This is a genomic window from Pseudomonas azadiae, assembly GCF_019145355.1.
GTDB classification, from domain to species: domain Bacteria; phylum Pseudomonadota; class Gammaproteobacteria; order Pseudomonadales; family Pseudomonadaceae; genus Aquipseudomonas; species Aquipseudomonas azadiae.
Genome location: NZ_JAHSTY010000001.1, coordinates 377,221 through 397,198, shown reverse-complemented (window position 1 = coordinate 397,198; position 19,978 = coordinate 377,221). Strand labels below are relative to the sequence as shown.

The window sequence follows — 19,978 nt, the reverse complement described above, 5'->3', positions numbered from 1 at the left end:
GGCTTGCGGGGTGATTAAAGGATTGTCTCGCAACCCTAAGCAATCACCTGCAATGCCAGCTACAACTAGACGTTGAAACGGAAGTGCATCACATCGCCATCTTTCACGATGTATTCCTTACCTTCCAAACGCCACTTACCCGCTTCCTTGGCCCCGGCTTCACCCTTGTACTGAATGAAATCGTTGTACGCGATCACTTCGGCGCGGATGAAGCCCTTCTCGAAGTCGGTGTGAATCACACCAGCGGCCTGCGGCGCGGTGGCGCCGACCTTGACGGTCCAGGCGCGGACCTCTTCGACACCGGCGGTGAAGTAGGTCTGCAGGTGCAGCATTTCGTAACCGGCGCGGATCACACGATTCAAGCCAGGCTCTTCCAGGCCCAGGGCCTCAAGGAACATGTCTTTTTCTTCGCCGTCATCCAGCTCGGCGATTTCCGCTTCGATCTTGTTGCACACCGGAACCACGATGGCACCTTCTTCGTCGGCGATGGCCTTGACCACGTCCAGCAGCGGGTTGTTCTCGAAGCCGTCTTCCGCGACGTTGGCGATGTACATCACAGGCTTGGTGGTCAGCAGGTGGAAGCCCTTGATCACTGCTTTTTCGTCGGTGCTCATGTTCTTCATCAGGCTGCGCGCAGGCTTGCCTTCGGTGAAGTGAGCGATCAACTGCTCCAGCAGGCCTTTCTGGACCACCGCATCCTTGTCGCCGCCCTTGGCGTTACGCGCGACTTTCTGCAGTTGCTTTTCGCAGCTGTCGAGGTCGGCGAAGATCAGTTCCAAGTCGATGATCTCGATGTCGCGCTTGGGGTCGACGCTGTTGGAGACGTGGATCACGTTCTCGTCTTCAAAGCAGCGGACTACGTGGGCGATGGCATCGGTCTCACGGATGTTGGCAAGGAACTTGTTGCCCAGGCCTTCACCCTTCGAGGCACCGGCTACCAGGCCGGCGATGTCGACGAATTCCATGGTGGTCGGCAGGATGCGCTTGGGGTTGACGATGGCCGCCAATGCCGCCAGGCGCGGGTCAGGCATGGCCACGATGCCGCTGTTGGGCTCGATGGTGCAGAAGGGGAAGTTCTCCGCTGCAATACCGGACTTGGTCAAGGCGTTGAACAGGGTGGATTTGCCGACGTTGGGCAGGCCGACGATGCCGCAATTGAATCCCATGGTGTTTCCCCTCGGTAAGAGTCAGGCCTTCTGGCTGTGCAGGTTTTTCATCGCGCGGTTCCATTCACCGGCGAAGATATCCGGCAGCACGCCGAGGGCAAAGTCGATGCTGGCATCGAGTTTTTCCTGTTCGGCGCGTGGCGCACGACCCAGGACGAAATTTGAAACCATACTGGCAACGCCTGGGTGGCCAATGCCGAGCCGCAGACGGTAGAAATTATTCTGATTACCCAGCTGCGCGATGATGTCGCGCAGGCCGTTGTGCCCACCGTGCCCGCCGCCCAGTTTGAGCTTGGCAACGCCGGGTGGCAGGTCCAGTTCGTCATGGGCCACCAGGATTTCCTCGGGTTTGATCCGGAAGAACCCCGCAAGCGCCGCAACCGCCTGGCCGCTGCGGTTCATGTAGGTGGTGGGAATCAGCAGACGAACATCCTGACCCTGGTGCGAAAAGCGCCCGGTCAGGCCAAAATATTTGCGATCGGCCGCAAGGTTCACACCTTGTGCGTGGGCGATGCGCTCAACAAAAAGGGCCCCCGCGTTATGCCGGGTCTGTTCGTATTCGGCGCCTGGATTTCCCAGGCCAACGATCAGTTTAATGGCAGTCACGACAGGGGCCCTTCCTTTGGAGTTGTGGATAACATCGCCAGACCTGGGTGCGGCGAAAGTGGACGACATTACATCATTTACTCAAGAGTAAACGCCGCGTTGTCGCCCGCTTTCTCGCTACGTTTCGGTCCGCGATGTTTCCTCATGCTCCTTCGTTGCAGAGCGTATTACTCTGCAGCGGGTTCGCCAGCTTCATCTTCAGCTACAACACGTGGCGCGTGGACGTTGGCAACAGCCTTGTCATCGTTGTGAGCCAGTGCAACGAACTCAACGCCTTTAGGGGCCTTGAGGTCGGACAGGTGAATGATGGTGCCGACTTCAGCGTTCGACAGGTCGACTTCGATGAACTCAGGCAGGTCTTTCGGCAGGCAGGTCACTTCCAGCTCGGTGGTGGTGTGGGAAACAACGCCACCTTTCTTGACCGGAGCTTCTTCGCCCACAAAGTGCACAGGCACGATGGCGGTCAGTTTCTGGCCGGCAACAACGCGAACGAAGTCAGCGTGCATGATGAACTGCTTGGACGGGTGACGCTGCATCGCTTTAACGATGACGTTCTGCTTGGTGCCGTCGACGTTCAGCTCGATAACGTGGCTGTAGGCAGCTTCGTTTTCGAACAGCTTGGCGATTTCCTTGGACAGGATGGTCACGGATTCAGCAGGCTTGTTACCACCGTATACAACGGCTGGGATGTTGGCGGCGTGACGCAGGCGGCGGCTCGCACCTTTCCCCAAGTCAGTACGCGCTTGTGCGTTCAGAGTAAAGTCATTCATGTTGTATCTCCAAAATAGCCATCATCGAGCGGCGTTTGCGACCAGCGCCGGACTCGACATGGGCAAAAAAGCCCCGCCCCAACAGAATGTCGGGGCGGGGCGCTTTTCGTCAGAGGATGTACCGAAGGTTTGACCCTTAGCGGAACATCGCGCTGATCGATTCTTCATTGCTGATGCGGCGAACCGCCTCGGCAACAACCGGTGCGATATCCAGTTGACGGATACGCGAACAGGCTTGAGCAGCAGCGGACAACGGGATGGTGTTGGTCACCACCAGTTCGTCCAGCATGGAATTTTCGATGTTCTCGATCGCTCGGCCAGACAGCACAGGGTGCGTGCAGTAGGCGAAGACTTTAGCCGCGCCGTGCTCTTTCAAGGCTTTGGCCGCGTGGCACAGGGTGCCGGCGGTGTCGACCATGTCATCAACTAGAATACAGGTACGCCCTTCGACATCGCCGATGATGTGCATCACTTCAGAGTGATTGGCTTTCTCACGGCGTTTGTCGATGATCCCGAGGTCCACGCCCAGGGATTTGGCAACAGCCCGTGCACGCACGACGCCGCCAATGTCCGGGGACACGATCATCAGGTTTTCAAAGCGCTGGTCTTCGATGTCATCCACCAGCACGGGGGAGCCGTAGATGTTATCTACTGGGATATCGAAGAACCCCTGGATTTGGTCAGCGTGCAGGTCAACCGTGAGAACACGGTCGATGCCTACCACGGTGAGCATGTCAGCCACGACTTTCGCGCTGATAGCCACACGTGCGGAACGCGGACGGCGGTCCTGACGGGCGTAACCAAAGTAAGGGATTACAGCTGTGATTCGAGTCGCTGAGGAGCGGCGGAAGGCATCAGCCATCACGACGAGTTCCATCAGGTTATCGTTGGTCGGAGCGCAGGTCGGCTGAATAATGAAGACGTCTTTACCGCGAACGTTTTCATTGATCTCGGCGGTAATTTCGCCGTCGGAGAACTTACCGACAGAGATGTCACCGAGAGGGATATGCAGCTGACGTACGACACGTCGAGCCAGATCGGGGTTGGCGTTCCCCGTAAAGACCATCATCTTGGACACGCGCAGTACCTAGAGGCTGAGGGTAACCTGGATGAGTATGGAAAATGGCAGGGGCGGCTGGATTCGAACCAACGCATGGCAGGATCAAAACCTGCTGCCTTACCGCTTGGCGACGCCCCTGTATCTGTTGCAACGAGTGCCTGGCACTCGATTCCTTTAGAGCAGATTTTGCAGCGTGCGATGCAACATCGAAACGTTGCTTCCCTTTGCTACAAACCCTGTAAGGGTCTCTGTAAGAAGGGCCGAGACTTTATCAGCTTCAGCTTTGCTTGGGAAGCCCCCAAACACACAACTTCCAGTTCCGGTTAATTTTGCTTCGGTAAATTTACCTAACAAATTCAAAGCGTTACGTACCTCTGGATAACGCCTTGCTACAACCGGTAAGCAGTCATTTCGACTGTTTCCCTTGGGAACGGGGCGCACTTTAATGGGAGGAGTGTTACGTGTCAACAGCGGATCTGAAAAAATTTCTGCTGTACTTACAGATACTTGCGGAACAAGCACGACATACCACAGCTCTTCGGGGTATTCCGGGCTCAGTTTCTCGCCCACGCCCTCGGCGAAAGCCGCGTGGCCACGCACGAAAACCGGGACGTCGGCGCCCAGTGTCAGGCCCAGTGCGGCAAGGCGATCGTGGTCCCAGCCCAGTTTCCATAAATGGTTCAGGCCGAGCAATGTGGTCGCGGCATTCGAGCTGCCACCACCGATGCCGCCGCCCATGGGCAGGATTTTTTCAATCCAGATATCAATGCCGAGGTTGCAGTCGGATTGTTCCTGAAGTTTCTTTGCCGCTTTCACGATCAGGTTGCTGTCGTGAGGGACGCCTTCAAATTCGGTATGCAGTCGGATCACGCCGTCGTCGCGTACGGCGAAGGTCAGTTCATCGCCATAATCGAGAAATTGAAACAGCGTCTGCAACTCGTGGTAGCCGTCTTCACGGCGACCGAGAATGTGCAGCATCAGATTGAGCTTGGCCGGGGAGGGCAGGGTCAGTGTTTGTGCGGACACGTCATTGCCCCAGCTTGCGCGGTTGCCAGTCCTTGATCACCAGCGTGACGTCCAGGTCGGTGCCATGCAGCTTGATGCGCTCGGGCAGCCAGTAACCGCCTTGTTCCACGTAGCTCAAGTATTCGACCTGCCAGCCATCCTGTTCCAGGCTGGCCAGGCGGCTGTCGCCATTGAGGCTCAGGCGGCTCTTGCTGTCAGGTGCGGGCAGACCGCGTACCCACCAGACCAGATGCGACACTGGCAGCTTCCAGCCAATCTGTTCTTCCAGCAGCGCCTCGGGCGAGGTCGCTTCGTAGCGGCCCTGGTTGGCCACCTCGAGGCTGACTTGCCCCGGGCGGCCGGTCAGGCGCGCGGCGCCACGGCCCAGCGGGCCCGACAAGCGAATGTCGTAGTAGTCCTGGCGCTGCAGCCAGAACAAGGTGCCGCTGCCGGAGTCCTTCGGTGCGCGAACCCCTACTTTGCCTTCGATCTGCCAGCCATCGATGCTGCTGAGCTGGTCCTTGTGCTGCTTCCATTGCGCCGGGTTGCCCTGGCCCTCAACGGATTCGCGAGCGCCAAAACCCGCGCAACCGGCGAGCAGGGCGATGAAGCTGAACATGACAATGTGGCGCAAGAACATAAGCTTAAAGGGTCTCGGATCCGGTCAGGCGCTTGATGGTGCCGCGCAGGATGGGGCTTTCGGGTTGTTGCTTGAGGAATTTTTCCCAGATTTGACGGGCTTCGCGCTGCTTGCCGTTGGCCCACAGCACTTCGCCCAGGTGAGCGGCGACTTCGTGGTCCGGGAAGCGCTCCAGCGCCTGGCGCAGCAAGCGTTCGGCTTCATCCAGGTTGCCCAGTCGGTAATTCACCCAGCCCAGGCTGTCGAGCACGGCGGGGTCTTCCGGGTTGAGCGTGTGGGCTTGCTCGATCAGGGCCTTGGCTTCGGCGTAACGCGTTGTGCGGTCGGACAGGGTGTAACCCAAGGCGTTGAGGGCCATGGCGTTGTCCGGATCGCGCTTGATGATCAGGCGCAGGTCCTTTTCCATCTGCGCCAGATCGTTGCGTTTCTCCGCCTGCATGGCGCGGGTGTAGAGCAGGTTCAAGTCATCCGGAAATTGCTGCAAGGCCTGGTGCAGCAATTTCCAGGCGCGCTCGCCCTGATTGTTGGCCGACAAGGTCTCGGCCTGGATCAGGTACAGCTGGATCGCGTAGTCCGGTTCGGCATCCCGCGCCGCGGCCAGACGTTTTTCCGCCTCGTCGGTGCGCCCGTTACCCATCAGGATATCGGCCTGGCGCAATTGAGCCGGCAGGTAATCGTTGCCAGGGCCGACCTGGGCGTACTCAAGCAGGGCGGCCTGCGGGTCGTTGCGCTCCTCGGCGATACGGCCAAGGTTCAAGTGCGCCGAGTCCACATGGCTTTCACGCTGGATCAACTCTTCAAGATAGCCCTTGGCCTCATCCCAGGCCTTCGCTTCCAGGCATACCAGTGCCAGGGAATAGCGCAGTTCGTCGTCGTCCGGGTATTGCTGGACCAGGTTGGCGAACTGCACCTTGGCGTCCTCCATGCGGTCCTGCTCCACCAGCATGCGCGCATAGGTCAGGCGCAGGCGTTTGTCATCCGGGTATTTCTTGATGCTTTTTTCCAGCAGCGGAATGGCTTCCTTGCCGCGATTGAGGTTCTGCAACAGGCGCGCGCGCAGCAGGATCGGGGCGATTTCGCCTTCTTCCGGCGGGTTCTGTTCCAGCAGCTTGAGCGCCGCGTCGGCTTCGTCGTCCTGTTGCAGCAGCAAGGCCTTGCCGAAAATCAGCTGGCTGTTTTTCGGGTGTTTTTGCAGCAGGCGGTCGAAACCCTTCATCAGGCCGTTGCGCGTGTCCTGGTCGGTGTCGGCCGCCGACAGCGCGAGGAAATCGAAATGGGTGTCGCCCTTGCCCTGCAGGACTTTCTCCATATACACCATGGAGTCGTCATAGCGCCCGGCGCGCGCCAGTTGAATGGCCGCCGCCCGCTGTGCTTCCAGATCATCCGGCGCATTTTTTGCCCAGATCAGCGACGTGTCCAGCGCAGCCTGGTCGGCGCCCAGGTACTCGGCGATGCGAAACGCGCGCTCGGAAATCCCCGGATCCTGGGTATTGATGGCCTGGGTCACATAATTATCCAGCGCAATATCAAAGCGATTGCGCTGGCCGGCCAGCTCCGCGCTCAGCAGGCTGAACACCGTTTCTTCACTGAATGAAGAATAAACCTTGGGCTTTTCAGGGGCGGGGGTGCTGTCTTCTACCGGTGGCGTACCGTCCGGCGACACGGGTGCCATGGCCTGGCAGCCGCTGAGGAAGACAAAAGCAAGGAGCAACGCGGAAGATCTATTCATATAGGAAGAGGACGACTAACCTGCGGTCGGATCATCATGACACAAGCCTTCGGCCAAACATAACCGAGTCTCAGTGGATGCCTTTATAGGCACAACGTATAGGGACAATAGACGACGGTGGTTGTTCTGAATCTTTCGAAGTAGGACAATTGTCGGCTTCCCGACATCATCAGCGATATTGAATGGCCTTCCTCGCACTCGGTATTAACCACAAGACTGCCTCCGTAGACGTGCGCGAGCGCGTGGCGTTTACGCCGGAGCAGTTGGTTGAGGCCCTGCAGCAGCTCTGCCGGCTCACCGACAGTCGCGAAGCTGCGATCCTTTCGACCTGCAATCGCAGCGAGCTTTATATAGAGCAGGAGCATCTCTCGGCGGATGTCGTGCTGCGCTGGCTGGCCGATTATCACCATCTGGACCTCGATGACCTGCGCGCGAGCGCTTATGTGCACGAAGAGGATGCGGCAGTTCGTCACATGATGCGGGTGGCCGCCGGTCTCGATTCGCTGGTGTTGGGCGAGCCGCAGATCCTGGGCCAGATGAAATCCGCCTACGCCGTGGCGCGTGAGGCCGGCACCGTTGGTCCGCTGCTGGGGCGCTTGTTCCAGGCCACGTTCAATTCGGCCAAGCAAGTGCGCACCGACACCGCCATCGGCGAAAACCCAGTGTCCGTAGCCTTTGCCGCCGTCAGCCTGGCCAAACAGATTTTCAGCGATTTGCAACGCAGCCAGGCCCTGTTGATCGGCGCCGGTGAGACCATCACCCTGGTCGCCCGCCATCTGCATGAGCTGGGCGTGAAGCGCATCGTGGTTGCTAACCGTACGCTGGAGCGCGCGAGCATCCTCGCCGAGCAGTTCGGCGCGCATGCCGTGTTGCTGGCGGATATTCCGGCCGAGCTGGTGCGCAGCGACATCGTCATCAGCTCCACGGCCAGCCAGTTGCCGATTTTGGGCAAGGGCGCGGTTGAGAGCGCGCTGAAGCTGCGCAAGCACAAACCTATCTTTATGGTGGATATCGCCGTTCCCCGGGATATCGAACCCGAAGTCGGCGAGTTGGACGACGTTTACCTCTATAGCGTCGACGACCTGCATGAAGTGGTCGCCGAAAACCTCAAGAGCCGTCAGGGCGCTGCTCAGGCGGCCGAGGAAATGGTCAGCACCGGCGCCGAAGACTTCATGGTGCGCCTGCGTGAATTGGCGGCGGTGGACGTGCTCAAGGCGTATCGTCAGCAAGGCGAACGCCTGCGCGACGAGGAGCTGGTCAAGGCCCAGCGCTTGCTGGCCAACGGCGGCAGCGCCGAAGACGTGCTGATGCAGTTGGCCCGGGGGCTTACCAACAAGTTGCTCCATGCACCCAGCGTACAATTAAAAAAGCTGACCGCCGAAGGCCGCCTCGATGCGTTGGCCATGGCTCAGGAACTCTTTGCCCTCGGTGAGGGCGCGCCAGATAGCTCTTCGGATAAAAAACTGCAATGAAAGCGTCACTGCTCAATAAACTGGACGTGCTCCAGGACCGTTTCGAAGAACTGACCGCCTTGCTCGGCGATGGCGAGGTCATTTCCGATCAGGCCAAGTTCCGCGCCTATTCCAAGGAATACGCCGAAGTCGAGCCTGTGGTGACGACCTATAAAAACCTGCTGAAAGTGCAGGCCGACCTTGAAGGCGCCCAGGCGCTGCTCAAGGACAACGACCCGGACATGCGTGAAATGGCCGTGGAAGAAGTCCGTGAAGCCAAGGAAAAGCTGGCCGAGCTGGAAGGCGATCTGCAACGCATGCTGCTGCCCAAGGACCCGAACGACGGACGCAACGTGTTCCTCGAAATCCGTGCCGGTACCGGCGGCGACGAGGCGGCGATCTTCTCCGGCGACCTGTTCCGCATGTATTCGCGTTATGCCGAGCGTCGCGGCTGGCGGGTCGAGATATTGTCTGAAAACGAGGGCGAGCACGGCGGCTATAAAGAAGTCATCGCCCGGGTCGAAGGCGATAACGTCTACGGCAAGCTCAAATTCGAGTCCGGCGCGCATCGAGTCCAGCGCGTGCCCGCGACCGAATCCCAAGGCCGCATCCACACCTCGGCGTGCACCGTTGCGGTATTGCCCGAGCCGGACGAACAGGAAACCATCGAGATCAACCCGGCCGACTTGCGCGTCGACACCTACCGCTCGTCGGGCGCGGGCGGCCAGCACGTCAACAAGACCGATTCGGCGATCCGCATCACTCACTTGCCTTCAGGCATCGTGGTGGAGTGCCAGGAAGAACGTTCCCAGCACAAAAACCGTGCACGGGCCATGTCTTGGCTGTCGGCCAAGCTCAACGACCAGCAGACCAGCGCCGCCGCCAATGCGATTGCCAGCGAACGCAAGCTGCTGGTGGGCTCGGGCGACCGCTCCGAGCGCATCCGTACCTACAATTTTGCCCAGGGCCGGGTGACCGACCACCGGGTCAACCTCACCCTTTATTCCCTCGACGAGATCCTCGCCGGTGGCGTGGATGCGGTGATCGAGCCGCTGCTCGCCGAGTACCAGGCCGATCAACTCGCGGCGATTGGCGAATAACAGGTGAACAAATGACCATCATCGCCAGCCTGCTGCGCGCCGCCGACCTGCCCGATTCGCCTACCGCGCGCCTGGATGCCGAATTGTTGCTGGGCGCTGCCCTGGGCAAATCGCGCAGCTACCTGCATACCTGGCCGGAAAAAATCGTCAGCAGCGAAGACGCGCTGACCTTTGCCGGCTACCTGCAGCGCCGTCGTGGCGGTGAGCCGGTGGCTTATATCCTGGGTCAGCAGGGGTTCTGGAAGTTGGACCTGGAGGTCGCGCCCCACACGCTGATCCCGCGTCCGGACACCGAATTGCTGGTGGAAGCCGCCCTGCAATTGTTGCCGGTCACGCCCGCCAAGGTCCTCGACCTGGGCACCGGCAGCGGCGCCATTGCCTTGGCCCTGGCGAGTGAGCGGCCGGCCTGGCAGGTCACCGCCGTCGACCGCGTGCTGGAAGCCGTGGCCCTGGCCGAACGCAATCGCCAGCGCCTGCACCTCAATAACGCCAGTGTGCTGAACAGCCATTGGTTCAGCGCGCTGCAAGGTCATACCTATGACCTGATCATCAGCAACCCGCCCTATATCGCCGACAACGACCCGCACCTGGCGGCGGGCGATGTGCGCTTTGAACCGGCCAGCGCACTGGTGGCCGGTCATGACGGTCTGGACGACCTGCGCCACATCATCAAACAAGCGCCTGCCCACCTGAATGCGGGCGGCCGGTTGTTGCTGGAGCACGGTTACGACCAGGCTTCGGCGGTGCGCGACCTGCTGTTGAGCGAGGGTTTCGAGGACGTACACAGCCGCGTCGACCTTGGCGGCCACGAGCGCATCAGCCTGGGGCGCCGGCCGTGCTGAGCGATCAGGAGCTGTTGCGCTATAGCCGGCAGATTCTGTTGCAGCATGTCGACATCGACGGCCAATTGCGCCTGAAAAACAGCCGCGCGTTGATTGTCGGTCTGGGTGGCTTGGGCGCACCGGTCGCGCTGTACCTGGCCGCCGCCGGTGTGGGCGAGTTGCATCTGGCGGACTTCGACACCGTCGACCTGACCAACCTGCAGCGCCAGATCATCCACGACACCGACAGCGTCGGACAAACCAAGGTCGATTCGGCCCTGCGCCGCCTGACCGCCATTAACCCCGGGATCACACTGATCGCCCACCGCGCCGCGCTTGATGCCGATTCCCTGACGGCGGCGGTAGGTGCGGTGGACGTGGTACTTGATTGCAGCGACAACTTCGCCACCCGCGAAGCGGTCAACGCGGCTTGCGTCGCTGGCGGCAAGCCTTTGATCAGCGGCGCGGCGATTCGCCTTGAAGGCCAACTGGCGGTATTCGACCCGCGTCGCGCCGAAAGCCCGTGCTACCACTGTTTGTACGGGCACGGCAGCGATACCGAACTCACCTGCAGCGAAGCGGGCGTGGTCGGCCCGCTGGTGGGGCTGGTCGGTAGCCTGCAAGCCCTGGAAGCCCTGAAACTGCTCGCTGGTTTTGGTGAACCCCTGGTCGGCCGCTTGTTGCTCATCGACGCCTTGACCACGCGTTTTCGCGAATTGCGCGTCAAGCGCGACCCCGGTTGCAGCGTGTGCGGGACCGAGCATGGTTAAGGACGCGCCCATTGGTGTGTTCGATTCCGGTGTCGGCGGCTTGTCGGTATTGGACGAAATCCAGCAATTACTGCCCCGTGAGTCGCTGCTGTACGTGGCCGACTGCGGGCATATCCCCTATGGCGAGAAAACCCCGGCTTTTATCCGCGAGCGTTCGCGGCGGGTCGCGGCGTTTTTTCGCGAGCAGGGCGCCAAGGCGTTTGTGATTGCCTGCAACACCGCAACCGTCGCGGCGGTTGCCGAGCTACGCCAGGACTATCCCGATTGGCCGCTGGTGGGCATGGAGCCCGCGGTCAAACCTGCGGCCGCCGCGACCCGCAGCGGCGTAGTCGGCGTGCTTGCCACCACCGGCACCCTGCAGAGCGCCAAGTTCGCCGCGCTGCTGGACCGCTTTGCCACCGATGTGCGGGTCATCACCCAGCCCTGCCCGGGACTGGTGGAACTGATTGAAACCGGCGACCTGAACAGCCCGGCCCTGCGCCAGATGTTGCAGGGCTACGTCGAGCCGCTGCTCAGCGCCGGTTGCGACACCATCATCCTGGGTTGCACCCATTATCCCTTCCTCAAGCCGCTCCTGGCACAGATGCTGCCCCCCAGCATCATCCTCATCGACACCGGTGCCGCCGTGGCCCGCCAGCTCAAGCGCTTGCTGGGCGAGCGCGACCTGCTGGCCGTCGGCAACCCTGCGCCTGCGCGGTTCTGGACCAGCGGGGATTTGCCTCATTTCAGAAACATCCTACCTACACTATGGAAATATCCCGGAAATGTGGGTAATTTCAGTTCGTGAAAATTTCGTGAAATAAACACGGTTTTCCACTGAACTTCTGCATTAACGGCGACTTCTATAGCAAGTCAGCCTGTACATAAAATCTTACAACGTCGTTAGAAGGGATGTTTCATATGAAGCGTTTTCTCTGTTTGGCTGCGCTTGCGGCCGCGGTAATGGGACACTCTTTTTCGGCGCAAGCGGCCGGGTTGGAGTTTGGACTGGGCGCTACCAGTGATTCGACGCTGACCTATCGGTTGGGGTTGACGTCCGATTGGGACAAAAGCTGGATGCAAAGTGACACGGGTCGCCTGACCGGTTACTGGAGCGGGGCTTATACTTATTGGGAAGGTGATGACCGTGCGGGCGCGAGCAGCCTGTCGTTCTCGCCAGTATTTGTGTATGAGTTTGCCGGGCAATCGGTCAAGCCTTACATCGAGGCCGGGATCGGCGTGGCGGTGTTCTCCCGGACCAAACTGGAAGACAACAACATCGGCCAGGCCTTCCAGTTCGAAGACCGCCTGGGTTTCGGCCTGCGCTTTACCGGCGGGCACGAAGTGGGCATTCGTGCCACGCATTATTCCAATGCCGGCATCAGCAGCAACAACGATGGGGTAGAGAGCTACTCGCTGCACTACACCATGCCGTTGTAACTCCCCGCCACATTGAAGATCCCCCTGTGGGAGCTGGCTTGCCTGCGATGGAATCGCCTCGGACCATCAGTTAGACCGAGGTGCCCGCATCGCAGGCAAGCCAGCTCCCACATTTGATTTTCGCCACATTCCCGGATCACCGATACGCCGTCGCAATCCCCTTGCGCTCTTCCAGGCACTCCGGCGCGCCCATCTCGAATTCCCGGCAAATCAGCGGCCGTCGCTCGTAAATCGTACACATCATCGTGTCTCGATCCAGGGCGGCGCACCAGCCGTCGTCCAGGCGCAGCATCACTTCGCCGCCCCAGTCGTCGGTGTCGATATAGCGCTCCGGCACGCCGGTGTCGGTGATCAGCATGACTTCCAACTGGCAGCAACAGGCCGCGCACGTGGAACAGGTGACGGCGGGTTCGGCGATTTGGGTGTGGGGGATGTGGGTCATGGCGGCAGCTTCAAGCTTTGAGCGCCAAGCTGCAAGTAAAAGCCGACCGGCTTCAGTGTTTTGTGGTGCAGCGAGCCAGCAGTATAAAGAGCAGAACAGCGCGTTGCATCGGCCAGTCTTAAGCACTGAAACGCCCGAGCAGCGGCGGGTTAATGGCCGAAGGCTTGGCCAGCAGCAACTGCGCGGTGCCAATGCTGCGTTCCATGAAGCCGCCTTCGCAGTAGCACAGGTAAAACTCCCACAGCCGCAGGAAGTATTCGTCGTAGCCCAATTCCGTAAGGTGGCCATGGGCGCGGTGAAAATTCTCGTTCCACAGGCGCAGGGTTTTCGCATAGTGCAGGCCGAAATCCTCCATGTGCAGCAGGTTCATGTCGGTATCGCGGCTGACAATGTGCAGCATGTTCTGCACGCTGGGCAGGGCGCCGCCGGGGAAGATGTAGCGTTGGATGAAGTCCACGCTGCGCTTGGCCTGTTCGAAACGTTGCTCGCGGATGGTGATGGCTTGCAGCAGCATCAGGCCGTCGTTCTTGAGCAAGTGCGCGCATTGTTTGAAGTAGGTCGGCAGGAAACGATGGCCCACCGCCTCGATCATCTCAATGGACACCAACTTGTCATAGTGGCCGGTAAGGTCGCGGTAGTCCTGCAACAGCAGCGTGACCTGATCTTGCAGCCCCAGCGCCTCGATGCGCTTTTCAGTGTAGGCGAACTGTTCCCTGGACAGCGTCGTGGTGGTGACCTTGCAGCCGTAATGCTGCGCCGCGTACAGCGCCATGCTGCCCCAGCCGGTGCCGATTTCCAGCAGGTGGTCGCTGGGCTTGAGGGCGAGCTTCTGGCAGATGCGCTCCAGTTTGTTCAGTTGCGCCTGTTCCAGGGTGTCGTCGGGCGTCAGGAATTGCCCCGCCGAATACATCATGGTCGGGTCGAGGAACGCTTCAAACAGGTCGTTGCCCAGGTCGTAGTGGGCGGCGATGTTTTCCTGCGAGCCCTTGCGTGTATTGCGATTGAGCCAGTGCAGGCCTTGGGTGAACGGGCGTGTCAGGCGTGCGAGGCCGCCTTCCATTGCGTCGAGTACGTCCAGGTTGCTGACCATGACGCGCACCACCGCCGTCAGGTCCGGGCTGCTCCAGTAACCGTGGATGAAGGCTTCGCCGGCGCCGATGGAACCGTTGGCCGCCACCAGGCCCCACACGGCCGAATCGAGGATCTGGATCTCCCCCAGCAGATGTGCTTCGCGTGCGCCGAAGACTTGCCGCTCGCCATCCTCGACAACCACCAACTGGCCGTGGCGCAGTTGGCTGAGTTGACGCAATACGCCCTTGCGTAACAGCGCGGCGGTCATGCCGTTGACGTTCAGGCGGCGGGTCTTGACCGATAAGCTAGTGGATTTCATGGCGGCGATCCTTGGTATACCCGACTGCGGTACGAGAGGCGCCATCGGCGGCCTGATGGGAAAAAATCGGTGTGCGTTTGAGCAACAGGCGCATGGCCTGCCAGTAGATCGCCAGGCAGGTCTTGGCGGTCATCCAGGGAAACCGCCAGAGGTAGCGGTGCAGGCTCGCGCGGTCGAGCGTTTGCTTTTGCAGGCTCAAGGTGGCGTCAAAGACTTTCTGTGCGCCCTGCCAGTCAGCCATGTGCACGCCGAGCCTGGCGGCGGGAGGGCTGAAGCTCATGCGATATTCCAGGTCGCGCGGCAAAAACGGCGACACATGGAAGGCCTTGGCTACGGCGAAATGCTGGTGCTCATCCGCGCCCAGCGCCTGGGCGGGCAGCACGTAGTGATAGCGCTCGCGCCATGGGGTGTTCGTCACTTCACACAGGATCGCGGCCAAACGTCCGTCGGCCTCAAAGCAGTAGAAGAAACTCACGGGGTTAAAAGCCAGGCCCCAACTGCGGGCCTGGGTCAGTAGGCAGATAACGCCCCGGGGCGTACGCCCCAGTGCCTTGCCGACTTCCTGGCGCACGGCATCGCTCAAACTCATGCCGGTGCGCGTCAATTCACGCAGGTAGTCCTGCTGGCGAAAACCGAAGGGCGCCAGGCGGCTGCGCCCGGCCAGCGGGGAAAGCCCGAGCACTTGATGCTCTTCGCTCAAATCCAGGTACAGCAGACCGATGCGGTAGCGAAAGGCATGGCCCTTGGGCGTAAACCGCCGATGGGCAATCCAGCCGCTGTAAAGGGCACTGTTCACAGGGTTTCCCCAAAAGCCTGGGCCACGCGCAATGCGCTGACCACGCCATCTTCGTGGAAACCGTTGGCCCAGTAGGCGCCGCAATAAAAGGTATTGCGTACGCCGGACGCTTCTTCCCAGCGCGCTTGCGCCGCCACCGCCGCCAGGCTGTATTGCGGGTGGGCGTAGGTATAGCGCGCCAGGACCTTGAGCGGGTTGATGATCGACGTCTGGTTGAGGCTCACGCAAAAGGTAGTGGCGCTGTCGATGCCTTGCAGGATGTTCATGTCGTAGGTTACCGCCGCCTGCGCCTGCCCATTGCCGTTCAGGCGATAGTTCCAGCTGGCCCAGGCCAGTTTGCGGTCGGGCAGCAGGCGGGTGTCGGTGTGCAGCACCACGTCGTTGTCGGCATAGGGAAGGGCGCCAAGAACGGCCTGTTCGGCTTGGCTCGGATCGGCCAGCAACGCCAGGGCCTGGTCGCTGTGGCAGGCGAAGACCACCCGATCAAACCGCTCACTGCCCGCGGTGCTGTGGATGACCACGCCGTCGTCGGTACGCTCGACTTTATGCACCGGGCAGTTGAGGCGGATCCGTTCACTGAAGCTGCGGGTCAGTGGTTCGATGTAGCGGCTGGAGCCGCCCTCGATCACGCACCATTGCGGGCGATTGCTCACCGACAGCAAACCGTGGTTCTTGAAAAAACGCACAAAGAACTGCAAGGGGAAACCGAGCATATCGGCCAGGGACATCGACCAGATTGCCGCGCCCATCGGCACGATGTAGTGCCGGATGAACCGCTCACCATAACCGCCCGCATTGAGGTAGTCGCCCAGGGTCATCTCGGCGCTGATGCGCTGTTCCTGCAGGTCCAGCGGTGCCTGACGATTGAAGCGCAGGATGTCGCGCAACATGCCCCAGAACCCCGGCGACCCGATATTGCTGCGCTGGGCAAACAGGCTGTTGAGGTTGTTGCCGTTGTACTCGAACCCGGTGTTTTCGTCACACACCGAGAAACTCATTTCGGTGGGCTTGAACGTCACACCGATCTGCCCCAGCAGGCGGATGAAATGGGGGTAGGTCCAATCGTTGAACACGATGAAGCCCGTGTCGACCGCGTAGCGTTTACCCTCGACGGTCACGTTGACCGTGTGGGTATGCCCGCCGATGCGGTCACCGGCTTCGAACAGCGTGATCTCATGCCGGCGGCTGAGCAGGTAAGCGCTGGTCAGCCCCGCGATGCCGCTGCCGATGATGGCGATCTTCACAGGTCGTCCTTTTTCGGCGGTGGGCTGCGCAGCATGCGTTTGCCGATAATGAGCTGTGCGCGGTTCGGCAGTTTCGACAGCGGCCAGAGAGTGGCGATAAACAACGCAGGGAAGGCGATTTCCAGCGGGCGTTTTTCCAGCTTGGCGAAGATATGCTTGGCGGCTTTGTCTGCCGACCAACTGAGCGGCATGGGAAAGTCATTGCGTTCGGTCAACGGCGTGTCGACAAACCCCGGGCTGATCACCGTGACGTCGATATTTTCCGGCGACAGGCTGATGCGCAGGGATTCGAACAGGTAGCGCAAACCGGCCTTGGACGCGCCGTAGGCTTCGGCGCGTGGCATCGGCAGGTAGGTCACGGCGCTGGCGACGCCGACCAGGTGCGGCCTGTGCCCGGCGCGCAATAGCGGCAGGGCGGCTTCGATGCAATAGCTGCTCGCCAACAGGTTGGTGCGCACCACGTGCTCGATGATGGAGGAGTCAAACTGCCTGGCGTCAACGTACTCACAGGTGCCGGCATTGAGGATCACGGTGTCCAGCGAGCCCCAGACCACACCGATGTGTTCACCGATTTCGCGCACGGTCTGGCTGTTGGTCAAGTCGCCGGCCACCACCAGCACTTGGCCGGGGTAACGTTGCGCGAGCGCTTCCAAGGGCCCTTTGGTGCGCGAGCTGAGCGCGACGTGAGCGCCGCTGTTGAGCAACTGCACGGCCAGCGCGGCACCGATGCCACTGCTGGCGCCGGTCAACCAATAACGGCGGGGCGGTGTAAGGCTCATCCGATTCTCCTTTTCAGCCAGCCAACGACCCTGCCCACCACGGGCAAGTGTTCGTACAACAGGGCGCCGGCATCGAAGTAGTCTCGATGGCGGTAAACCTTGTCTCGCCACATCAGGTGCGAGCAACCCTCCACCCGTATCACCTTGCCGTTGGCCAGGCGTGGGTGGCAAAAGCTCATTTTCCAGCGCAGATAGCCTTCGCCTGCGGCCACCTGGTCGAAACCGTGGAAGTCGAAGCGCAGCTGACTGACGTTGCCATACAGCTCGCCGAAATAACGATGCAGCGCGGGCAGGCCATGCACCTCGTGCAATGGGTCGGTAAAGGCGATGTCCTTGCTGTACAGGCTGTCGAGCAGGTGCAGGTTGTGCTTGTCCAGCGTCGCAAAGGCTTGGGCAAAACGGCGCAGGAAGTCACTCATGGTCGCCCCCTGCGGCCTGTCGTGAAGGCAGGCTGCGGAAAGCGGCCAACGCGCGTTCACGGGATTTTTTAAGGTCCACGATCGAGCGCGGGTAATCGGCCACGCCAAACAGGCCACCAGCGGCTTCAGGGTTGTGCACCTCTTTTTTATTCAGCGCGGCCAGCTCCGGCAGCCAGCGTTTGATGAAGAGGCCTTCGCTGTCGAACTTCTCCGACTGGCTCAACGGGCTGAAGATCCGGAAATACGGCGCCGAGTCAGTGCCGGTGGACGAGCTCCATTGCCAGCCACCGTTGTTGGCGGCCAGGTCGCCGTCGATCAAGTGACGCATAAAGAAGCGCTCGCCTTCGCGCCAATCGATCAGCAGGTTTTTGGTCAGGAACATCGCCACGACCATGCGCAGGCGGTTGTGCATCCAGCCGGTTTCAAGCAACTGACGCATGGCGGCGTCGATGATCGGCAGGCCGGTGCGCGCCTGCTGCCAGGCAGCCAGCTCCTCTGGCGCGTTGCGCCAGGCCACGGCCTCGGTTTCGGGGCGGAACGCGCGGTGGCGCGATACCCGCGGGTAACCCACCAGAATGTGCTTGTAGAACTCGCGCCACAGCAGTTCGTTGACCCAGGTGATCGCTCCCTTGTCGCCGCTTTCGAACTCGCCGCCGTTGGTTTGCAGCGCGGCGTGCAGGCATTGGCGCGGCGAGACCACGCCCGCCGCGAGGTAGGCGGACAGTTGGCTGGTGCCGGGTTTGGCGGGAAAGTCGCGCTCGTCCTTGTAATAGCTGATCTGTTGATCGGCGAAGGCATCGAGGCGGCGCCGGGCTACGTCTTCACCGGCGGGCCAGAGGGCGCGCAGAGCCTCGCTGGGCGACGCGAAACCTGCGACTGTCGGCGGGATCGCATCGCTCTTGAGCGGGGTCGGCGCCTGGGCCTTTGGCGGCGCGACCATTCGCGGGAGGGCGCAGTGCAGGCGGTTATAGCAGACCTTGCGGAACTGGCTGAACACCTGGAAATAGGTGCCGGTACGGGTCAGCACGCTGCCGGGTTGGAAGAACAGTTGGTCCAGGTAGCTGTGGAAAGTAACGCCTTGCCCTTCCAATAGCTTGGCCACGGCCGCATCGCGACGGCTTTCATGGATGCCGTATTCCTCGTTGACGTGCACCGACGCCACCGACAGTTCGCGGCACAGCTGGCTCAGTACGCCAGGTGCCTGGTCCCAGGTGGCTGCGGTGCGTATCAGCAGTGGAATGTTCAGTTCGCCCAGCGTCTTGCTCAGCGCTTGCAGGTTGCGCAGCCAGAAGTCCACTTTGCACGGCGCATCATCGTGGGCCAGCCACTGCTCGGGCGTGATCAGGTACACCGCCGCGATCGGGCCGCGTTGGCTCGCGGCGGACAGGGCGGTGTTGTCACGCAGGCGCAGGTCGGTGCGCAGCCAGATTAGATGCATTTAAAGAAGTCCACGCTGGATCAGTCGCTGGTGAGCCGACAACAGCTCCTCGGCGACGAACAGTTCAGGGATGTCATGGGTTAATGCCGCCAGCTCGGCCTGGTGGATGCAGACCGTCGGTCCGACCACCACTTTTGGGCAATCGATACCGCCCAGCAGCTTTGCGAATGCCGGCAACTGCAGCGGCTTGCTTGAATACAGCAGCACCGCGCGCGGTTGCAGGTGCTCCACCGCCAGGGCCAGCTCACCCGCGGGCAGCGGCCAATCGAACACTTCCACCGGGCAGTCGGCACTGCTGGCCAGCCAGGCGCTGAGCCACAGATGCGGTTCCAGCGGCAGGTCGGATTGATTGACCAGCAACAGGGGCGGGCCTTGCAACTGGCGATTGTTGTGGTAGATGCGTGCACCGAACTTGCTGCGCAGCCAGGACAGGAAAAATACCCGTTCCATCTGCGCGCCGAACTGGCCTTGCCAGCGTTGCTCCAGTTCCTGCAACAGCGGTAACAACAGCTGCTCGCACAAGGTGCGCGGCGGATAGAGCGCCATCGCCTGGTTGAAGACGTCGTCGACTCGGCGTTCCGTCAGCTCGCTGATGGCGTGCACCAGGTTCTGGCGCAAGCCGTGCCATTCATTTTCCACGGCATCCGGCAGGGCCTGGGCAGAGTCGATCAAGCCTTTTACCTGGCTGACCGGCACGCCGCGATTGAGCCAGGTGAGGATGGTATGGATACGTTGCACATGCTCGGCGCTGAACAGCCGATGCCCCTTGGGCGTGCGCTGGGGCACGATCAGGCCGTAGCGGCGTTCCCAGGCGCGCAGGGTGACGGCGTTGACGCCGGTCTGGCGCGCCACTTCGCGGATCGGCAACCAGCCGTCCTTGAGGGCTTGGGCAATGTCTTCGCCGGGTTCGTCTTGCAAGGCTGCTTTCATCGT

General features: G+C 61.0%; 21 protein-coding genes and 1 tRNA gene. 6 read left to right on the top strand and 16 right to left on the bottom strand.

Annotated elements, in window-relative coordinates; genetic code table 11:
• Positions 1-65: 65 nt before the first annotated feature.
• The 8 genes from ychF to KVG91_RS01795 form a co-directional block, all read right to left on the bottom strand.
• Positions 66-1,166, bottom strand: a complete 1,101-nt coding sequence (gene ychF / locus KVG91_RS01830; RefSeq protein WP_057725888.1) for a redox-regulated ATPase YchF — start codon at positions 1,164-1,166, stop codon at positions 66-68.
• Positions 1,167-1,187: 21 nt separating this feature from the next.
• Entirely contained in the window at positions 1,188-1,772 is a 585-nt protein-coding gene (gene pth, locus KVG91_RS01825) for an aminoacyl-tRNA hydrolase (RefSeq protein ID WP_003171596.1), read from the bottom strand.
• A gap of 167 nt (positions 1,773-1,939) precedes the next feature.
• Positions 1,940-2,542 carry a 50S ribosomal protein L25/general stress protein Ctc gene (locus tag KVG91_RS01820; protein ID WP_076951058.1) on the bottom strand — a complete coding sequence of 201 codons (603 nt, stop codon included), beginning with the start codon at positions 2,540-2,542 and terminating at the stop codon, positions 1,940-1,942.
• A gap of 136 nt (positions 2,543-2,678) precedes the next feature.
• Entirely contained in the window at positions 2,679-3,620 is a 942-nt protein-coding gene (locus tag KVG91_RS01815) for a ribose-phosphate pyrophosphokinase (protein ID WP_003208392.1), read from the bottom strand.
• A 45-nt stretch (positions 3,621-3,665) separates the two neighbouring features.
• Positions 3,666-3,740: transfer RNA gene (locus tag KVG91_RS01810), tRNA-Gln, on the bottom strand.
• A 36-nt stretch (positions 3,741-3,776) separates the two neighbouring features.
• Positions 3,777-4,580 (bottom strand): 4-(cytidine 5'-diphospho)-2-C-methyl-D-erythritol kinase, encoded by an 804-nt coding sequence (gene ispE, locus KVG91_RS01805; protein WP_178115218.1) that lies wholly within the window; start codon positions 4,578-4,580, stop codon positions 3,777-3,779.
• A gap of 49 nt (positions 4,581-4,629) precedes the next feature.
• The gene (gene lolB, locus KVG91_RS01800; protein ID WP_169377681.1) at positions 4,630-5,247 is read right to left on the bottom strand and encodes a lipoprotein insertase outer membrane protein LolB; all 618 of its coding nucleotides are present in this window, start codon (positions 5,245-5,247) and stop codon (positions 4,630-4,632) included.
• A gap of 4 nt (positions 5,248-5,251) precedes the next feature.
• On the bottom strand, positions 5,252-6,976 hold the full coding sequence (locus KVG91_RS01795) for a tetratricopeptide repeat protein (protein WP_169377682.1): 1,725 nt from the start codon (positions 6,974-6,976) through the stop codon (positions 5,252-5,254).
• 182 nt (positions 6,977-7,158) lie between these two features.
• Between KVG91_RS01795 and hemA the strand changes: the two genes are divergently transcribed.
• From hemA to KVG91_RS01765, 6 genes are all read left to right on the top strand, one after another.
• Positions 7,159-8,448: a glutamyl-tRNA reductase gene (hemA, locus tag KVG91_RS01790; protein WP_169377683.1), complete on the top strand. Its 1,290-nt coding sequence runs from the start codon at positions 7,159-7,161 to the stop codon at positions 8,446-8,448.
• Entirely contained in the window at positions 8,445-9,527 is a 1,083-nt protein-coding gene (prfA, locus tag KVG91_RS01785) for a peptide chain release factor 1 (protein WP_169377684.1), read from the top strand. The genes hemA and prfA overlap by 4 nt, the downstream gene beginning before the upstream one ends.
• Positions 9,528-9,538: 11 nt before the next feature.
• The gene (prmC, locus tag KVG91_RS01780; RefSeq protein ID WP_169377685.1) at positions 9,539-10,369 is read left to right on the top strand and encodes a peptide chain release factor N(5)-glutamine methyltransferase; all 831 of its coding nucleotides are present in this window, start codon (positions 9,539-9,541) and stop codon (positions 10,367-10,369) included.
• Positions 10,363-11,118: a molybdopterin-synthase adenylyltransferase MoeB gene (locus tag KVG91_RS01775; protein ID WP_169377686.1), complete on the top strand. Its 756-nt coding sequence runs from the start codon at positions 10,363-10,365 to the stop codon at positions 11,116-11,118. Before prmC ends, KVG91_RS01775 begins: the two co-directional genes overlap by 7 nt.
• A complete protein-coding gene (murI, locus tag KVG91_RS01770) occupies positions 11,111-11,905 on the top strand; it encodes a glutamate racemase (protein ID WP_169377687.1) in 795 nt (264 codons plus the stop codon). The genes KVG91_RS01775 and murI overlap by 8 nt, the downstream gene beginning before the upstream one ends.
• A 113-nt stretch (positions 11,906-12,018) precedes the next feature.
• The gene (locus tag KVG91_RS01765) at positions 12,019-12,537 is read left to right on the top strand and encodes an acyloxyacyl hydrolase (protein ID WP_065875195.1); all 519 of its coding nucleotides are present in this window, start codon (positions 12,019-12,021) and stop codon (positions 12,535-12,537) included.
• Between the two features lie 136 nt (positions 12,538-12,673).
• Here KVG91_RS01765 and KVG91_RS01760 read toward each other — a convergent pair whose 3' ends face one another.
• From KVG91_RS01760 to KVG91_RS01725, 8 genes are all read right to left on the bottom strand, one after another.
• A complete protein-coding gene (locus KVG91_RS01760) occupies positions 12,674-12,979 on the bottom strand; it encodes a YkgJ family cysteine cluster protein (protein WP_076951068.1) in 306 nt (101 codons plus the stop codon).
• 118 nt (positions 12,980-13,097) lie between these two features.
• On the bottom strand, positions 13,098-14,369 hold the full coding sequence (locus KVG91_RS01755; protein WP_169377688.1) for an SAM-dependent methyltransferase: 1,272 nt from the start codon (positions 14,367-14,369) through the stop codon (positions 13,098-13,100).
• On the bottom strand, positions 14,356-15,165 hold the full coding sequence (locus tag KVG91_RS01750) for a DUF1365 domain-containing protein (RefSeq protein WP_169377689.1): 810 nt from the start codon (positions 15,163-15,165) through the stop codon (positions 14,356-14,358). Before KVG91_RS01750 ends, KVG91_RS01755 begins: the two co-directional genes overlap by 14 nt.
• Positions 15,162-16,409, bottom strand: a complete 1,248-nt coding sequence (locus KVG91_RS01745) for an NAD(P)/FAD-dependent oxidoreductase (protein ID WP_169377690.1) — start codon at positions 16,407-16,409, stop codon at positions 15,162-15,164. Before KVG91_RS01745 ends, KVG91_RS01750 begins: the two co-directional genes overlap by 4 nt.
• Positions 16,406-17,188, bottom strand: a complete 783-nt coding sequence (locus KVG91_RS01740; protein ID WP_169377691.1) for an SDR family NAD(P)-dependent oxidoreductase — start codon at positions 17,186-17,188, stop codon at positions 16,406-16,408. Before KVG91_RS01740 ends, KVG91_RS01745 begins: the two co-directional genes overlap by 4 nt.
• Positions 17,185-17,607 carry a nuclear transport factor 2 family protein gene (locus tag KVG91_RS01735; RefSeq protein ID WP_169377692.1) on the bottom strand — a complete coding sequence of 141 codons (423 nt, stop codon included), beginning with the start codon at positions 17,605-17,607 and terminating at the stop codon, positions 17,185-17,187. Before KVG91_RS01735 ends, KVG91_RS01740 begins: the two co-directional genes overlap by 4 nt.
• The gene (gene phrB, locus KVG91_RS01730; RefSeq protein ID WP_169377693.1) at positions 17,600-19,045 is read right to left on the bottom strand and encodes a deoxyribodipyrimidine photo-lyase; all 1,446 of its coding nucleotides are present in this window, start codon (positions 19,043-19,045) and stop codon (positions 17,600-17,602) included. The genes KVG91_RS01735 and phrB overlap by 8 nt, the downstream gene beginning before the upstream one ends.
• Entirely contained in the window at positions 19,046-19,975 is a 930-nt protein-coding gene (locus KVG91_RS01725; protein ID WP_169377694.1) for a MerR family transcriptional regulator, read from the bottom strand. It lies immediately after the preceding gene.
• Positions 19,976-19,978 lie beyond the last annotated feature (3 nt).

Excerpts from the sequence above, each read along its gene's own strand:
- ychF (WP_057725888.1), bottom strand. The coding sequence starts at position 1,166 with ATGGGATTCAATTGCGGCATCGTCGGCCTGCCCAACGTCGGCAAATCC.
- KVG91_RS01820 (WP_076951058.1), bottom strand. The coding sequence starts at position 2,542 with ATGAATGACTTTACTCTGAACGCACAAGCGCGTACTGACTTGGGGAAA.
- ispE (WP_178115218.1), bottom strand. The coding sequence starts at position 4,580 with ATGCTGCACATTCTCGGTCGCCGTGAAGACGGCTACCACGAGTTGCAG.
- lolB (WP_169377681.1), bottom strand. The coding sequence starts at position 5,247 with ATGTTCTTGCGCCACATTGTCATGTTCAGCTTCATCGCCCTGCTCGCC.
- KVG91_RS01795 (WP_169377682.1), bottom strand. The coding sequence starts at position 6,976 with ATGAATAGATCTTCCGCGTTGCTCCTTGCTTTTGTCTTCCTCAGCGGC.
- hemA (WP_169377683.1), top strand. The coding sequence starts at position 7,159 with ATGGCCTTCCTCGCACTCGGTATTAACCACAAGACTGCCTCCGTAGAC.
- prfA (WP_169377684.1), top strand. The coding sequence starts at position 8,445 with ATGAAAGCGTCACTGCTCAATAAACTGGACGTGCTCCAGGACCGTTTC.
- prmC (WP_169377685.1), top strand. The coding sequence starts at position 9,539 with ATGACCATCATCGCCAGCCTGCTGCGCGCCGCCGACCTGCCCGATTCG.
- murI (WP_169377687.1), top strand. The coding sequence starts at position 11,111 with ATGGTTAAGGACGCGCCCATTGGTGTGTTCGATTCCGGTGTCGGCGGC.
- KVG91_RS01765 (WP_065875195.1), top strand. The coding sequence starts at position 12,019 with ATGAAGCGTTTTCTCTGTTTGGCTGCGCTTGCGGCCGCGGTAATGGGA.
- KVG91_RS01760 (WP_076951068.1), bottom strand. The coding sequence starts at position 12,979 with ATGACCCACATCCCCCACACCCAAATCGCCGAACCCGCCGTCACCTGT.
- KVG91_RS01755 (WP_169377688.1), bottom strand. The coding sequence starts at position 14,369 with ATGAAATCCACTAGCTTATCGGTCAAGACCCGCCGCCTGAACGTCAAC.
- KVG91_RS01740 (WP_169377691.1), bottom strand. The coding sequence starts at position 17,188 with ATGAGCCTTACACCGCCCCGCCGTTATTGGTTGACCGGCGCCAGCAGT.
- KVG91_RS01735 (WP_169377692.1), bottom strand. The coding sequence starts at position 17,607 with ATGAGTGACTTCCTGCGCCGTTTTGCCCAAGCCTTTGCGACGCTGGAC.
- phrB (WP_169377693.1), bottom strand. The coding sequence starts at position 19,045 with ATGCATCTAATCTGGCTGCGCACCGACCTGCGCCTGCGTGACAACACC.
- KVG91_RS01725 (WP_169377694.1), bottom strand. The coding sequence starts at position 19,975 with ATGAAAGCAGCCTTGCAAGACGAACCCGGCGAAGACATTGCCCAAGCC.